The sequence below is a fragment of the Acinetobacter sp. AOR43_HL genome (genome assembly GCF_027854635.1).
Taxonomy (GTDB): domain Bacteria; phylum Pseudomonadota; class Gammaproteobacteria; order Pseudomonadales; family Moraxellaceae; genus Acinetobacter; species Acinetobacter pittii.
Map to the genome: position 1 here is coordinate 1 of NZ_JAKTHX010000022.1, position 14,521 is coordinate 14,521.

15 protein-coding genes are annotated in these 14,521 nt (G+C 37.4%); 3 read left to right on the plus strand and 12 right to left on the minus strand.

Annotated elements, in window-relative coordinates:
* Positions 1 to 75: 75 nt before the first annotated feature.
* Positions 76 to 1,284, plus strand: coding sequence for an IS256-like element ISAba26 family transposase (locus MKL33_RS09270; RefSeq protein ID WP_000343018.1), 1,209 nt, complete (start codon positions 76 to 78; stop codon positions 1,282 to 1,284).
* 34 nt (positions 1,285 to 1,318) lie between these two features.
* On the opposite strand, the gene MKL33_RS09275 is transcribed toward MKL33_RS09270, so the two are convergent.
* The 3 genes from MKL33_RS09275 to MKL33_RS09285 form a co-directional block, all read right to left on the minus strand.
* Positions 1,319 to 1,471, minus strand: a complete 153-nt coding sequence (locus tag MKL33_RS09275) for a hypothetical protein (RefSeq protein WP_155519119.1) — start codon at positions 1,469 to 1,471, stop codon at positions 1,319 to 1,321.
* Between the two features lie 80 nt (positions 1,472 to 1,551).
* Positions 1,552 to 2,010, minus strand: coding sequence for a phage antirepressor KilAC domain-containing protein (locus MKL33_RS09280; RefSeq protein WP_049068930.1), 459 nt, complete (start codon positions 2,008 to 2,010; stop codon positions 1,552 to 1,554).
* A 253-nt stretch (positions 2,011 to 2,263) separates the two neighbouring features.
* Positions 2,264 to 3,466 carry a hypothetical protein gene (locus tag MKL33_RS09285; protein WP_057061364.1) on the minus strand — a complete coding sequence of 401 codons (1,203 nt, stop codon included), beginning with the start codon at positions 3,464 to 3,466 and terminating at the stop codon, positions 2,264 to 2,266.
* Positions 3,467 to 3,584: 118 nt separating this feature from the next.
* Here MKL33_RS09285 and MKL33_RS09290 point away from each other — a divergent pair, with 118 nt between their 5' ends.
* A complete protein-coding gene (locus tag MKL33_RS09290; protein ID WP_032059820.1) occupies positions 3,585 to 4,046 on the plus strand; it encodes a hypothetical protein in 462 nt (153 codons plus the stop codon).
* Positions 4,047 to 4,322: 276 nt separating this feature from the next.
* On the opposite strand, the gene MKL33_RS09295 is transcribed toward MKL33_RS09290, so the two are convergent.
* The 3 genes from MKL33_RS09295 to MKL33_RS09305 form a co-directional block, all read right to left on the minus strand.
* The gene (locus MKL33_RS09295) at positions 4,323 to 4,718 is read right to left on the minus strand and encodes a hypothetical protein (protein WP_032042477.1); all 396 of its coding nucleotides are present in this window, start codon (positions 4,716 to 4,718) and stop codon (positions 4,323 to 4,325) included.
* Positions 4,719 to 4,963: 245 nt separating this feature from the next.
* Entirely contained in the window at positions 4,964 to 5,302 is a 339-nt protein-coding gene (locus MKL33_RS09300; RefSeq protein WP_005075983.1) for a helix-turn-helix domain-containing protein, read from the minus strand.
* A 700-nt stretch (positions 5,303 to 6,002) separates the two neighbouring features.
* Entirely contained in the window at positions 6,003 to 6,551 is a 549-nt protein-coding gene (locus MKL33_RS09305; RefSeq protein WP_078225297.1) for a TetR/AcrR family transcriptional regulator, read from the minus strand.
* An 807-nt stretch (positions 6,552 to 7,358) separates the two neighbouring features.
* On the opposite strand from MKL33_RS09305, the gene MKL33_RS09315 reads away from it, so the two are divergent.
* Positions 7,359 to 7,799 carry an HD domain-containing protein gene (locus MKL33_RS09315; protein ID WP_032042475.1) on the plus strand — a complete coding sequence of 147 codons (441 nt, stop codon included), beginning with the start codon at positions 7,359 to 7,361 and terminating at the stop codon, positions 7,797 to 7,799.
* Positions 7,800 to 7,832: 33 nt separating this feature from the next.
* On the opposite strand, the gene MKL33_RS09320 is transcribed toward MKL33_RS09315, so the two are convergent.
* The 6 genes from MKL33_RS09320 to MKL33_RS09345 all read right to left on the minus strand — a co-directional run bounded on the left by MKL33_RS09320 (position 7,833) and on the right by MKL33_RS09345 (position 14,513).
* Complete coding sequence (locus tag MKL33_RS09320) at positions 7,833 to 8,477, minus strand: hypothetical protein (protein WP_032042474.1); 645 nt, start codon at positions 8,475 to 8,477, stop codon at positions 7,833 to 7,835.
* A gap of 11 nt (positions 8,478 to 8,488) precedes the next feature.
* A complete protein-coding gene (surE, locus tag MKL33_RS09325; protein WP_078225296.1) occupies positions 8,489 to 9,460 on the minus strand; it encodes a 5'/3'-nucleotidase SurE in 972 nt (323 codons plus the stop codon).
* Positions 9,461 to 9,660: 200 nt separating this feature from the next.
* On the minus strand, positions 9,661 to 10,824 hold the full coding sequence (locus tag MKL33_RS09330) for a hypothetical protein (RefSeq protein ID WP_270906853.1): 1,164 nt from the start codon (positions 10,822 to 10,824) through the stop codon (positions 9,661 to 9,663).
* Positions 10,817 to 12,145 (minus strand): TolC family protein, encoded by a 1,329-nt coding sequence (locus MKL33_RS09335; RefSeq protein WP_270906854.1) that lies wholly within the window; start codon positions 12,143 to 12,145, stop codon positions 10,817 to 10,819. The genes MKL33_RS09330 and MKL33_RS09335 overlap by 8 nt, the downstream gene beginning before the upstream one ends.
* Positions 12,142 to 13,728, minus strand: a complete 1,587-nt coding sequence (locus MKL33_RS09340; protein ID WP_270906855.1) for a GH3 family domain-containing protein — start codon at positions 13,726 to 13,728, stop codon at positions 12,142 to 12,144. Before MKL33_RS09340 ends, MKL33_RS09335 begins: the two co-directional genes overlap by 4 nt.
* The gene (locus tag MKL33_RS09345; protein ID WP_170248859.1) at positions 13,725 to 14,513 is read right to left on the minus strand and encodes a hypothetical protein; all 789 of its coding nucleotides are present in this window, start codon (positions 14,511 to 14,513) and stop codon (positions 13,725 to 13,727) included. The genes MKL33_RS09340 and MKL33_RS09345 overlap by 4 nt, the downstream gene beginning before the upstream one ends.
* Positions 14,514 to 14,521: the final 8 nt, after the last annotated feature.

A 14,521-nucleotide genomic window follows, 5' to 3' on the forward strand; every position in this document is an offset into this window, starting at 1 on the left:
GGGACTGTTCTAAATTTTGTGTAAGTACTTAATTTTCATTTATCCTTCAGAGGATAATTACAAAAGGTACTTCACATGGATGAAGCAACAATCAAAAGTATGGCTGCCGAATTGGCTAAAGGTCTAAAAACACCAGAAGACTTAAACCAAATGACAGCAGTCTTTAAAAAATTCATGATTGAAACTGCACTCAATACTGAACTTTCAGACCATCTCGGTTATGAAAAGCATCAGCCCAAGAAAGGCTCAAATAGCCGTAATGGGTTTAGTTCTAAAACCATTACAACTCAAGATGGACAACTGGCTTTAGATATTCCCCGTGATCGAGAAGGTTCATTTGAGCCACAAATTATCAAAAAGCACCAAACACGCATCACCAGTATGGATGACCAAATCCTCTCACTGTATGCAAAAGGAATGACTAATAGGGAAATTGTAGCCTTCTTCAAAGAAATGTACGATGCCGATGTGTCAGCATCTCTCATCAGCAAAGTTACCGATGCTGTGATTGAGCAAGTGACTGAGTGGCAAAATAGAGCCTTAGATAGCCTTTATCCTGTTGTCTATCTTGACTGTATTGTTGTCAAAGTCCGTCAGCACTCCAATGTGATTAACAAGTCCGTATACCTTGCTTTAGGCATCAATATGGATGGGCAAAAAGAATTACTGGGTATGTGGATTGCTCAGACAGAAGGTGCCAAATTCTGGCTGTCAGTCATGACAGAGCTAAAAAATCGAGGAGTACAGGACATTCTTGTTGCCTGTGTAGATGGATTAAAAGGCTTCCCTGACGCGATAGCCTCTGTTTACCCTCATACTGATATTCAACTGTGTATCGTGCATGTTGTACGCAATAGCCTGAGATTTGTAAGCTGGAAAGACTACAAAGCTGTTACGTCGGGTCTGAAAGCGATTTATCAGGCAAGTACAGAGGAAAATGCTTTAAAATCCCTAGACATCTTCTGTGATCAATGGAATCACCAGTATCCCAAAATTGGAGAATCCTGGCGGGCCAATTGGGAAAATATCCGAACGATCTTTAGCTATCCAGCCGAAATACGTCATGCAATTTATACAACAAATGCGATTGAGTCGTTGAATAGCGTAATACGCCATTCAACGAAGAAAAGGAAAATCTTTTCATCTGATGACTCAGTAAAGAAGGTCATTTACTTAGCAACATCAAATGCTGCGAAGAAATGGACGATGCCAATTCAAAATTGGCGTTTAGCAATGAATTGGTTTACGATTCAGTTCGATGATCGATTAAAAGATCATTTATAAAAAATGGAACTTACACAAAATAATTTACAGGCTCTCAGGGCTTTTTAAATTGCTTTAACTTAAATAGAAGCATCTGACTTAAGCATTCTAAGCTGGCTATATATTTTGTTAGTAAACCATAACCTTCAGCAACATCACTGGCATCGTAGACTTGATTTTTCCCAAACCCTTGTACCATACTGTTCACTGTTAATGCTCCTTGTGTTAGCAATCCAAAGCCCTTTGATTCCGCCAAGAATTCTCTGAAGGGCTTTTTTATTGCCTAAATTATGCATTATTGTTTCCTAGAAGCTTTGAAAGCTTGGTTAAACCCTTTGGTGTTACTCTCACCTGCTCCGTGATTTTGATCGTCCCATCAGGCAGCTGGATATCCTTTACTTTATGTTCTAAATATCCCGCTTTAATTTTCTCTTGATAAGCAACCCAATGTTTGCTGCCATTACGTTTGTAAATCCAGTCATTCATGTGAAGCCACTTATTAAATTTTTGCGGTTCTTGTTGTAGAGCTTTAGCAGCATCAGTTAGGCACATACTTCCCTCGGCTGTAGCAATACGGTCAAATGCTTCCATGGTAGGTTGCATAACTTCAACTTTATGCTCTAGCTCAATCACTTTTTCTGAATAGGTCAGTAAAGCATTACGTAAAATATTTGGATCAGACAATAGCTGGATTGGGTCTACTAGATAATTCATTGACCGCTCCTCAAGCTGTGCTTTCACTTTCATGTTTTTATGCAATTCATCATTTAAACGCATTTTTACATATACAAATTCTTTGTGTTTCATTTTCTAATTACCTTAATAAAAAAATAAGTAGATATTTCTACAGATATCTAACCCTCTAAAAAGCTTAAAAATAAATAATAGAGATTCATAAAAAAGCCTCATTGTGGGAATGAGGCTATTAAAACAAAAAATATGAGGTGTCATACAAGTGACACCTTTAATCTAATTTGTGACACATACATGTGTCACATAGCTAACCACTTGTCTTTTTTAAATTTTTATTAGTAATAGAAATTATTCTTTTTGCAAGATTACTCAAATCGTATGTTTTAGTTGAACGTGTTTCATGCCCCCTTTCACACAAAAGTTTTTCAATTGATTTACTGTGTGATTCAACATACTTACCATTTATATAAATTTCTTCCCACAACTCAAAGGCTAATTTTAATTCTGGAGCATAATTTGGATGGTTTGAATCAAGCGCAGGATGTATTAATTGATTACTTTGTTCTTCCAATTTTTTAATAAGCTGCTGTGCTTGAATTAGATCTGTTTTTAGCTGTGCATTTTCTTTTAATAATTGATTAGATTGTGATGGGTGAAGCTCAAGTGGAGGCTGTACTAATGTTGAATTTTCTATACTATATTTTTCACTTGATAATTCCATAACAATATCTGTATTAAAATGTTGAATGGTAAGTCCACGACTCAAAAAATATTTTTGTAAAGATTCACGAGTAATTAGATCACCTTTTAATTCTAATTTTTTAACTAAGATCGCTCTTTCAATAGCCTTGACTGCTTGGGAATGCTCTGAGTAATGACTACTATAGTTTAAATCCCCACTATCAATTAAAGATTTAATTTTTATAGGATTATCTCCAGTTACAAGGCAAGCTGCTTCAATTATTGTAAATAAATCAGTTAAAAATAATGGCCGTAGATGCGGCTCTGAATAATTGATAGTTGGATAAAGGATGGAAATCTTTTCTAAATCATTTTCAGCTTCTTTTATAAACTCATTAAAAGAAATAGAGTCAAATAGTTTAGGATCTTCTTGAGTTGTTTGATCTATATCTTCTAAATTATAAGAGGTCAAATTATTAAACTCATGATAAAAGTCCCACTTTTCTAATACATAATTATTAAAAATACTACTATCATCTAAATATAAGTCTCCTCTCGCGATTTCTAATAATGTATAGTCAAAATCGTTATTTCTATCACTAGGGTTTTTCTCAAATAAGCGCATAGGCTTACCATTGTCTAATTGATATTGGTTATAAGCATGACATTTTTTAGCTATTGGTATTAATAACTCAGCTATCTCGAAATCCTTTTTAAGATCTGTCTTTTCTCTTATTTCTTCAAATATTTTCCGCATTGAAATGAATTCACTATTTTCATTTATTTTATCTTTTAATTTAATAGAAACCATAATATCACTTGCAATCAAAGAAGCTACTATCTAAAAGGTGAACTATACCCCAATGTGAGGCTTTTGTGGGGTGGAATTTCATGGTAAGGCGTTGTATTATCAATTAGATTTTGGAAAAAAGTAGAAATTATTCTAAATGGAATTAAGTATTTCAGACTGGATTGCTATATTTTTTGGCGTGCCAACAATTCTAGGACTAATCTATACAGTTTTGTCAAAATGGTATGAAATAAGAGAAAACTTAAAAATTAAAAAAAGTTTTGGTTTTATAAATTATGGCAATAAACTTTCAGATGAATACTATTTATTCTTGGAATGCATCAATCATGGACAAAAGACTGTAATCTTATCCTCATGTTTTCTAAAACTTCCAGATAAGAAGACTATCCCAGCTTTCTACAGGAATCCTTTAGGTTGTAATTTTCCATATGAACTTCATAGTGGAACTAATTTCCAATATTTATTTGTTGTTGATGACTTAGAAGCTACATTACAAAAAAATGGCTATAAAAAAAATGTAAAATTAATTCCAGTTTTTACCACGCAGACTGGTAAAATTTTTAGTGGAAAAGCTTTTGATTTAGTACCAGATGCTTAAGTTTTAGAGAATAAAAATTAATAGGCTAAATTTATAAAAGTTATGGAAATGGATGATATGTCTAGCTACAGTTATTTCAATTATAGGAAAGTTGATAATTATAGAAAATCATTACTTATATCAATATGTATTAAATAACCCTAATTATTTAGGGCTTTCTTATGTTGCTTTTCTAGGTTAAATCAGCCATATAAATATCTGTAATTGTATTCATATGGCCTATATCCTCATTAACATAATACAAGTTATATAAAATTGAATAGAAAAATTTAATAATTATCGACGCACACCTCTTTCTCTTAGCAGAGTGCTGATCTCCTGAAGTGTTAGCAGCTGTCGTTTTTCAAAATCAGTAGGTGTATCTGCGGCATGGAGAGTTTTCACAGCGACAAATACACTTGCCATTCCTATCACTAATGAGGCGATATCAAGTTCCCCTTGAATCAAATACCAAAAAAAAGCAATAGAAAACAAAAATATTGCAAAACCAAAAAATCTAAAATTAGTTCTATTTTTCCGTGAGCGCTCATCTGAAAGTAAAGCCCTTCGATGAGATTCCTCTTGTATTAATTCCTCAGGTGTACAGTGAATAAGCAATTTATATTTAGTATTATTGGAGTTATCATTGATTTGAACATCTCCATGTATATCACCAGAATTAAAGTCTCTCAAAATATACTCCTTCGTATCAAAAATGCTATGTCTTTTGATGTAATTGTTTCAGTAGCAGTTAAAATAAATTTATTGGATATATTTCCACTTATATTAAAAAGTAGAGATTATTCATTTTGAATCAATTTCCTTAGCTTATTAAAAGAATATTCAATAAAACTTATTCTCTTTTTCTTAAAAATAATAGCTATGAAATATATTCTAGATAGGTAAAAAGCATCTTCTGATGCTTTTTACCTGAATTATTATTTACGTTTACGGTGCCACTCGATAAACTGCTGCACTCTAGGATGTGTTAAAACATCTTGCAAATTCATAATATAATACTTGCAATAGTGAACATCCTTCCCTGTCTCTGTCCGATAAGGGATTTTATGTGCTTCAATTAACCACCCATCTTGCCTTAGTTCACAAATACGAGCAGCCGAGCTAACACAGTCAAGCTTATGTCCCATTTGCCTATTGGTTGGCTGATCACCAGACAATAAAAACATTAAGATTTCAGCTTTATTTGTTCCAAGTTTCGGAAGTTTACCGATAATTGGAGTCATTTTTGGCATATCGCCAAAGTCTAAAAATTCCATGATGGAATCCTCTTATAAAAGAGAGACTTTGAGCAGTAATGTCACCCTTATGACACTAAACTAGCATTTAATATAGCTAAGGCATTCCAATTTGATCTGCTTTTCGCTATAATCACGCGGCTTTTTGAACGACCATCTTAAACGAAATTCAGCTTGACTAAATTTCAAATAGGATGTAATTCTAAATTTCAACACTTCGTTTAATGCTTTTAAGAGTGACATTTCTAATCTCCGTCTCTTACTTAAAGGTTGATGTGTTCTAGATATTGAAGAAAGGAACTAGGCTGCCACCTAGTTCTTTTCTATATCTAGTGCACTTCTAACTGTCCAACCACTAAATGTTGGGCATTGATCTAATTTTATTACAAAAATTATTTCAGTGGAAGTTAATTGCGTCTAAATATGTCGCACTTGCTCTCTAAGACACTTTATAGTTTTTACATACTAAGAGCTAAAAACATCAAAACTCTGCGAAATATGAGAAAATATGCAGAAATAAAGGGTAAAAAGCGGTAGATTCTCGTTTTTTTGTTCTAAAAATAGACAGCATGCTGTCTATATTTTAATTGATAATTTATGTAACAAAAAATTTCAATATTAATTTTGAGTACTAAATCACATTACTTGCACATTATGTGGAGTAGTAAATCATTCTGTAATCATATAACTTAAATAAGATGAGGAAAGCTTAAAAGCCACCTCACCCCATCCCCCTCAAAAACACCTCAACCACCCTCTCATCAACTTCATCGGAACTTAAACGCTGAATAACGGCGCCTTCGATCATATATAAAAAGAGTTTGGCATCAGTAAAAGAAACATCCTTGTTAAGTACTCTAAGCAGGCTATATATTTCATTGATGAGCCAAGTTCTATATCGCACGGCGGTTATGTACGCTTTTGAATGAGTCAGTTTTGTTTCAAAAATAGCTTTAAATAATAAGTAGTACAGTCCATCTAGGTCGGTATGTAAAAGATAGAGCTTTTTGAGTTTATCCATTGCGTTTGTGTCGCGGTCATATTCAACCACTGAAACCACTTTTTCTTTTAAGCGCTCTTTTTGCACAATCAGGCAGATTTCAATCAACCGTTCTTTTGAGTGAAAGTAGTTATAAAAAGTTGCTTTGGTAACTTCACACTCTTTCACAAGTCTGTCGATGCCGACCAGATGAAACCCGTTGTAGTGAAATAACTCAATTGATTTATTTACGACTTGTAATGCACGTGTTGGGAGAACTAAATGTGGCATATTTTTACCGTTATAAAATTATTGTTGTATGTAAATGAGATATAAAAACCGCTGCCTTTTGGGAGAAAAAAGGCATAGCAAAGCCGTAAAGACTGTGCGCAGCACATCTCAAGGTTTAATTGTCTAAGTTTTAAGTAATAACGAGCTAGAGCCTGAATAAGCCTTACGGCAATCAAGCTGCGTTAAATGTTTTAAGCTGTGTTGTTATAGCTTTTGGCAATGGCTGCCATGAAATGATGAATGTACAAAGCCAACTCCTTATATATGGAGTTCTGCCAAAACATTAGAATTATGGTGGCAGAACGGAAGTGGGTTAGCAGACTGGTTAAGACATCCAGCACACCCGTAGGTGTCCCACTCCCGTCCTACCGCTACGGGAGGGAACGAGGTGTGCACATGAGACTATCCCTCAGAAAGGAATAAGTCTGATGCGGTCTTAAAACGGTCTGCTAAAACCGACTGGCAATGTAGGCCAGCCCGCAAATGGTAATCTTGAATATTTGAGGTGTCAATGTGAAATTGGCTAGAAAATATTTAAATAATTATTATTTTTCATTTAATTAGATAATTAAGGAAATTCTTAAGTATTATTTATAATCTACTTTTAGATCATTAAGTTAAAGTTTAAAATTTCAAAAACTTAAAGTCTGAATTGTCCTATTTCAGCTAAAAATCAATAAATAAAAAGAGACAGTATTATTATTAAGAGATGTTTTTAAGAGCCGCTATCCAGTATAAAATTATGACTTTAGCGTCCCATCTCACAAATTAGGCCGTGTCATATACTTAAAGTAATAAGAGCAAAAAATGACTCAAAATCAAGTTGAACTCGCAGAGAAATTATCAAAAGAATCACATCAAGGTCAAAAGTATGGTCCTCATGATTACTTTGATTACCATATTAAAGGTGTGGTCAATTCATTAATTGAGCACCAATTTTCAGAAGTCTATATTATTACAGCTCTTCTCCACGATAGCGTTGAAGACACACCTCTTACGCTAGACAAAATCGAAAGTTTATTTGGAAAAGAAGTCCGTGATGCCGTTGATGCATTAACTAAACGAGAAACTGAAACACGCGAAGAATATTTAATTCGTTGTGGTTTGAATCCGATCGCTCGAGTCGTGAAACTTCATGACGCAGCCTTTAATGCGCATAACTCACATAAAGAAAATAATCAATCACGAGTAGATTATTACCTTCAAACCATGTTAGCTGTTTCAACGGCGCAAGATAGGTTGGGGTAAAAGACAACGAAATGAATCCGTTGCCTTTTAGTTTTAAGATTGTGCAAATGCCCAAATGTCTTTTGATGCAACCGTGTTAGATACGAGTCTAAAACTCATAGGTTCTAAGTCTTCATCTACCACAACATAACCTTTCGAGTTGTTTTTTAGCGCATCACACTTGTTATCGGTCAGTTGATAGTTTGCCGTATTCGCTAATGCATTTTCAGTAATAACACCTGTAAACACACAATTTGGGTCTTTCGAGACAATTTTGCCTTGTGCATTCATCTCGGCATTGACCGTTGTTCCATCTGGAAAAGATAAATCGTAATTGCCGACCAATTGATTCAGCGTAATTTTCTGATCATCAATTTTTTCATAATGTGCCAATTCAACGGTCATCGCTTGGTTAGACTGGTTACTCTGCCAAGCTTTGGTTTTTGCATCATAACTCATCACAATTTTGGCGCGGTTTTCGTCATCATCTAAAACCAATAATTTAGAACCATCTGCACCAGAATAGTATTTGCCCGCCATAGGTAACTCTTGATCCGTTTCAGTACTAATAATATAAGTACCGACATCTAAGCTTGGAGCCAAGGCAGGTTTTTCAGTCGAGACTTGGTCATCGTGATCATTGTCATTACAAGCGGCCAAGCCAAGCCCAAGGAGTAAAACCAACAAACAACGTTTCATGGTCTTTCTCCTTACTTGTTAAATAAGCTTTTTAAACGAATTTTGAGCCATTCTTGAGCTGCTGGTCGTTGGTCATAAGCAACTTGCATTGCAGTGACAGCAATTTTACTTTGCATTACGGCGCTTTCATCCGACATTTGCGCGGCTGTAGGAGCCGATGGTGCCGCGTCTATTCCTAGACCAAACTGGTTGTTGCCTTTATTGTCTTTCGTCACTTGGAACTTCAATTTGTATAAGTCATATGTCCCAATTTTTGAAAAAGCAAACGGTGTGCTGGTTGTTAAATTTTTAGGGAAATTCACATTTAAGGTAATGCCTTTTGGCAACAACTGGCCCTTGCCTGCCTTAGCTTGTAATTCTTTTAATAACACTACAGTTTGTTTTGCCACAATCGCAGAGTTAGGGTTGTTTAACGTTTTATCATCTACCGTGTTGGTATCTGCGCTTAAGGCAATTGATGGAATACCACGTCCTGCCGAAAACTGGACATTACCAATCGTGCCAGAGTGCACAACGACTTTTCCGACATTTTGACCTTCATTCGGGCCAGATAAAACTAAGTCTGGCGCTTTACCCCAGCGTTTTGGTGCAACCACGTCTAGTCCATAAATTGTTGCCATGACTGGTGTACCATGCGTGTAGTTCCAGTCACCATTGGTATAACCCGCTTTGGTAAAGGTTCCAGCAGCAGGTGCGCCAACTGGTGCTGCGCCATTGTGACAACCATTTTCAGCCGCAATTTGCTTATCGTTATCCGCATTAATTGTTGTTGAGCTATACATCACAATTGCGCCACCGCGACCACTTTGTGGTGAACACGGTACAGACACAAGCACGTTATGACCATTTGCTTTTAATTCATCATAAAGCGCTTTGACATTGCTGGTAAGACCGTCATCGTTAACCAATAAAATATTTAGTGCAAAAGCTGGAGTTGTACACAAAGACAGAATAACGCCGCCCAATAAACTTTTTTTCATCACTTAACTACCATGTTCTTAAATTTCGATTTGTATAGTAGTTGCGCTATATGTACGTTTAGTGACTACGCATCAATAAAAATTAAAATACTTTTCCATTAAAAATTAAATAATTATATTATAAATTATTGCTATATTTTCTTTTATAAAATGACAAAACCCACTTCGTGGGCTTCATTCAAAGTATCACTTCAAGCTTTTAATTAAATACGACCAACCTCTAAGTATGGAATCAAGTTTTTATCAAAATGTGGCCTTGGGTCGCCTTCATAACTAATAAAACCATGCATTCCTGTTAAGCGTTCACCTTTATAAAACTGGTTTAGCTGATAGCGCGGGTCTTTATGTGAAAGTGTAAAACTCACCACACCAACGCCCTGCTGTTTTGACTTGTTATAGGCATCTTCGAGCATTTTATGATGCAAAGCCAAATCTTCTGGATGGCACATAAGCGTATGTAGCACATGGTACTGAATAGAGTCACCTAGTTTAGGCAAGCGCATGCCCTTAGTAATTGGAGTCAGTAAGTTATAAATGGGTCTAAAAATTCCAATGACTGTGCTGTAATTTAAAATTTTGGTTTGCTTAATACTGTGCTGATCCCATAAACCAAACATGCCCACCAGTTTTTCACCTTTAAAATAAAGTGAAAAGTCTGAGAGTTTTATCCCTGAAAAATACTGATGACCTTGAGCCAGTTCTTCAAAGTTATAGGCAGGTATAAAGTTATAAAACTCTGCCATGTCGGCAATAAACCGATTCATGGTTTCTACATGCCGAGCTTCAGCAACACAGCTACGGATCTCTTGAAGATCACTCTGTTTAGCAGCCTGCTTTAAAAAAGCCGTGATTTTTCTTTTTGCGCCTAAGTCAGTCAGACTTAATGTCTCGATAAGCCCTTCGTCATAATAATCAGGCATTCCCGTTTTGCCCGTTTGTATAGCGGCGCGTGCGGCATGGTTATCATCAAAAATAATCATTTGACTATAGTTCGGTTCATGCATGGTTTGTTTTACATGCTTTGCCAAAACCTTTACCAGTGATTTACCACGGTAGTTGTGATCTACCCGTAAATCACCCGCATAACGTAAGTTTTGAATGTTCCGATCGACATAACACGGGCGGTAACCATTGCTATAACAAGCGACATTTTTTTGACTCTCGGTGTCTTCAATCACAACATGCAGTTTATGACGATAGACAATGTCAGACGCTCTAAAATAACTCGGTTCGCGCTGAAAGCTAATTTGTATGCCTTTGGTGGTCATGGGTACTGCGATTAAGTCTCGCAAAGCCTGATCATCTGCCAAAGTTGCTTCACGGGTAATGAGAGTGCTGTCAGCAAGTGGTGGATTTGTTTTATTCATTATTCACCTGTTGTGCGGTCTGTGTGGGAACCAAATTGTTTAAACGTCCCATTTGGTCGAGTAGCTGATAGACAAACACCACTTCGTCTTGGTCATTCACGGTTTTTTGGGTTTGTACATCGAGTAGCTTTTGCTCAGTATTGAGCAAATCAAAGGTGGTTTTGGTTCCGACATCAAACTCTTTACGTGTGTAGACAAAGGCAATAGACGCCGCTTCTATGGCATTTGCCAGTGCTTCTTTATTTTCTCTAATGGTTTGAAGCTGCGCATAGGTGGTACGGGTGCGCTTATTTAAGTCCAGTTCAAGACTTCGAATTTTTTGCGTAGCCAAATCAATATCGGCCTGCGCTTTTTTAACATTGGCCCGATTTAAACCATCGTCATAGAGCGGTACATTGAGCTGCACCCCAACCATGTAGTTATTACTTTCAGAACCAATATAGCTTGCCTCATCTTGTTTTCCGGCACGGCTGGTCAGCATGACCGTTGGCCACAGTTCCCGTTTGGTTAAAGCGTATTGTTTCTCTGCGGCCTGCTTTTCGTATTTACTACGCATTAAAGCTGGATGGTTTTTGGTTTGCGCCAAAATTTCATCTAAGCTCGCGGGAATAGCAGGTAGCTGTTTAATGGCAACAAGGTTATCAGGCGTTACACCCGTTACTTGATAAAACTGTGCTTCGCTTACGGTCAAGTTAGACTGCGCCTGTGTAATATCGGCTTGACCTTGCGCGACTTGTGCCAAAACCTGAGCCAAGTCTGCACGGGTAATCATTCCCACGTCAAAACGGCGCTTAGATTCATATAAAGACCGTTGCAGGTTTGCCATGGTCTTTTGTCTAAGCTCTAAAATGGCTTTCTTCTTTAATACGTCGGTATAGACCATGACCGTATTTAAAATGGTTTCCGACCGTTGATCTGACAAGCCTTGGTGTTGGGCAGAAAGCTGACTCTCGGCAACATCAATTCCTAAACGGTGTCGTCCAGACGTATAAATCGGATAATCTGCCTGCAATTGCAAACTTCGGCCTTTACGGTTTCCTTCGGTTGGAAACAAGACGTGTGAAGGCGTATCTATTCGCTCATAGTCCAGTTGGCCGACTAAATTGACTTTAAGTCCATCACGCTGTTTGGCCTGTTCAAGCATAGCGGTAGACTGGTTTACGCTTAAACGGCTCACTTCAAGCTGACTTTCATGTCTCAAACTGGCAGACAAAGCCTCATCTAAAGTCATGGCATGTGTGTTCGACACCAACAACACGCCTAAATACAAGGCGTGTCGAAGTGTTAAAAACCGAGAATTAAATGGCTTCATCCCTTTCATAGTTGTTCCAAACTATTGAGGGTGACTTTTTTAAGTGGCTCAGGCTTGATATTGCCTTCGATAATGCCATCAAACATGACCAGTTTTTTGTAGGCATTCCACCCATTATTGGCCTGACGAATTTGAGGCTGGTCAAGCTGCCCCAAGTTTCGAGCAAGTTCATAATGGAAGTTTTGACGCAAAATACTGTCGATATATTCATTGCTAATGCTGTGATGAATGTCGCCTTCAAAAAGCACGCAATAAAATGGTTTAACCTGTTGTTGGGTATCAATCGCGAGTAAAGAAATCGCCTTCGACTCTGTTTCATTTAACTGAGACAATAATTGCTGAGCGGTTTCAGGTGCTAACTTCTCACCGACCAGATCGACCCCAAAACGGCGGCCTTGGAACTCAAAACACGGAATTTGTTCTATAAAGCCTGTTACCCGTAAGCAGTCATCCAGACAGTAACGGAGCAAGCCATTACCCGAGGTAATTAGCGGGCTGACCACATCACCTTGTTTAAGCTGCCATGAAGGAACGATGTGACCTTGTTTTTCGCCTTCTAAATATTCAAATTCATAGAAGTGACTTTGATATGCGAGTGGATATTGGTCGTTATAGGGAATAGTCACTACACCTTCCGTCGCCCATAAGCCTTTACCTTCAAACTGAACACTGGGTAATTTCTCTTTTAATTTCTCCGCCCAAGCTTTTGAACCTGCGGTATCCCAACTTGACACCAGACTTAATTTTGGCCAAAGTTTTTTAAAGTCGATCTGTGTGCTATTTGAACTTGCAATTAAGGCTTGAGCACTTTCAGAGCTACGCGGTGCTATCACTTCTTTTAATGAAGCCTGACGGCTGCCCCATGAACCACTTTGTAAAACCTCAATCACGTCTTGTTGCAGCAACTCCAAACGTTCAAGTAATTGCAGCGCAAACGTTGGACTCCACACCGAAATCATGGCTAAGTTACGGTTTGCGACCAAATAACAAATGGTGGCAAACAGTGCATCATCGGCATTGGCGGCAAAGGCAACATTACTTGGAACCGCTTGAGTAAACTTAGACAAAATTCGCTTACCTACACCAAGTAACGCACTATCATCATTTAAGTTTTTATCTTTTAAAACTTCACGCTGACTTTCAGGCAACCATGACACCGACCAGTAATGAGTGCCTGAGCTAAGCTGTGGGCATTTGCGGTATAAACTCGCCATCCACGGTGCAATCGCATGATCAAGCTCATCTAAAAACAGCTTGGTATATGGAATAAACTTAATTTGTTCACTCGAACCACTGGTCGGCTGGAAACGAACCAGCTTACTGCTTGAGAGTGAAAGCTTTTGTTCACGGTAGCGTTGAATGTCTTCTCGCCATGCGCCATAACGTGTCGCAGGAAATGATTTTACAAACTGCTCATAGTTTTGAACTTTCTTATCTTGGGCAAAGGTCGAGGTCTGTAATATCGAATGCAAAATTTGACGTTGCGTGGTCTCTAAGGCATTAAATTGTTTTTGAAAATTACGGTCAGATGCATCACACCATTTTTTTAAAATCAGATGCGAACCCAAAGTTAGCCATTCATTAGATTTCATTGGATGGCCTCTCTACGTTTTGTTTTATGGGTTACGCATGCTTCAAACTTTCCTTTACTGGTCGGTTTAGTCATCAGCTTCACAGGGAAACGGGCTATGTCTTTCCAACCAAGACGACCAATACACGGTAGTTCTGTGCCTGCTTTCCATGTCGGATTCTTCTGCTCAAAGAAGTGAATATTTGGGTTTTTCTCTCTCATTTCGGCAGTAATCGGTGCAACTTCGCCTTTTAATGGTTGATAATCATCACCAAAATTTAAAAGACCCGCTTCGCGGTCGTAGTACTCACCAAAGAATTTTTCACAGTAGTGCTCAACCACTTCTGAAAGATGCTGGTTTTCGTCTTTAATATTTGGGTAGTACACATAGTAGTTATTGGCAAGTAAAAGATAGGTCTTATAGCCCTTAGAAATGAGGAGCCAATAGAGTTCGTTAAATGGATATTTGATTCGAAGCTTAATCATAAGCTTGAGCATGGTACTTTGCAGACTACGTGTACCCCAAAACTTCTTCAAAATGACCGTATCACCGCTAAATAACACGGTGTAGTCTTTACCGTTTAAATAGAAATGCTGCACCACCACAGTCGAGAAACCCACAATCTCATCTGTTTCCGAATCAAAAATTAAGATCGCACCGCTTTTATTTTGGAAATCATCTACGAAAATAGAAAATCTCGTATTTTCATAATACTGTTCGTAAATGGAATACATCACTTTTAATCGCTCTGTATCGATTTGCTCTTTTTCAAAATATTGACCATAAGTCGTGTTTTTCAGGTTCAATTTTGAAA

Excerpts from the sequence above, each read along its gene's own strand:
- MKL33_RS09270 (WP_000343018.1), top strand. The coding sequence starts at position 76 with ATGGATGAAGCAACAATCAAAAGTATGGCTGCCGAATTGGCTAAAGGT.
- MKL33_RS09280 (WP_049068930.1), bottom strand. The coding sequence starts at position 2,010 with ATGAAAGTGAAAGCACAGCTTGAGGAGCGGTCAATGAATTATCTAGTA.
- MKL33_RS09290 (WP_032059820.1), top strand. The coding sequence starts at position 3,585 with ATGGAATTAAGTATTTCAGACTGGATTGCTATATTTTTTGGCGTGCCA.
- MKL33_RS09300 (WP_005075983.1), bottom strand. The coding sequence starts at position 5,302 with ATGGAATTTTTAGACTTTGGCGATATGCCAAAAATGACTCCAATTATC.
- MKL33_RS09305 (WP_078225297.1), bottom strand. The coding sequence starts at position 6,551 with ATGCCACATTTAGTTCTCCCAACACGTGCATTACAAGTCGTAAATAAA.
- MKL33_RS09315 (WP_032042475.1), top strand. The coding sequence starts at position 7,359 with ATGACTCAAAATCAAGTTGAACTCGCAGAGAAATTATCAAAAGAATCA.
- MKL33_RS09320 (WP_032042474.1), bottom strand. The coding sequence starts at position 8,477 with ATGAAACGTTGTTTGTTGGTTTTACTCCTTGGGCTTGGCTTGGCCGCT.
- MKL33_RS09330 (WP_270906853.1), bottom strand. The coding sequence starts at position 10,824 with ATGAATAAAACAAATCCACCACTTGCTGACAGCACTCTCATTACCCGT.
- MKL33_RS09335 (WP_270906854.1), bottom strand. The coding sequence starts at position 12,145 with ATGAAAGGGATGAAGCCATTTAATTCTCGGTTTTTAACACTTCGACAC.
- MKL33_RS09340 (WP_270906855.1), bottom strand. The coding sequence starts at position 13,728 with ATGAAATCTAATGAATGGCTAACTTTGGGTTCGCATCTGATTTTAAAA.